Below are 451 nucleotides of genomic sequence, written 5' to 3' on the forward strand. Positions count from 1 at the left end.
GGCCTATCTCGTACCAGCGTGATGCGCCACGGCTCCACCAGGTCGCTGGACCTGGTGGAGCCTCTTCCCTCGGCCTGACGGTGTCCTGGTGGGTCCGGAGCCGTGGCCAGCCCCGCGGGATCCCCGCCAAGCCTTCCAAGATCACGAAGGGTGGCTGATGGGTGACTCACTGTCAGTGGCTTCCTCTACATTGGTCGGTTGCGCGGGGAGCGCGCGTTTGACCAAGGGGAGGGGGCTTCGGCCTTGCCGTTCATCAAGGGGTACACCAAGCAAGACGGGACAGTGGTCAGCGCGCACTGGAGAGCGCCGGCCGGGACGAGTAAGCAGACTGCTCTGGCCATCGGGATCGTGGCGGTCGTATTCGTCTTCGGCGGCTCCGGCACATCGACGGGCGGTGCGGCGGGTGCCGAGCGGTTACCGGCACCGCGGCCCTCGTCGCGCGTGACGTATC

At 67.4% G+C, this 451-nt stretch carries 1 protein-coding gene; it reads left to right on the forward strand.

Going from position 1 to position 451, the window contains the following annotated elements; translation table 11 throughout:
* Nucleotides 1-243 precede the first annotated feature (243 nt).
* Nucleotides 244-451, forward strand: a 208-nt coding sequence (locus OQ02_RS46530) for a hypothetical protein (protein WP_231500453.1), incomplete at its 3' end; no start/stop codon positions are given.

The sequence above is a fragment of the Saccharothrix sp. NRRL B-16314 genome, from assembly GCF_000716595.1.
Classification (GTDB): Bacteria; Actinomycetota; Actinomycetes; order Mycobacteriales; family Pseudonocardiaceae; genus Actinosynnema.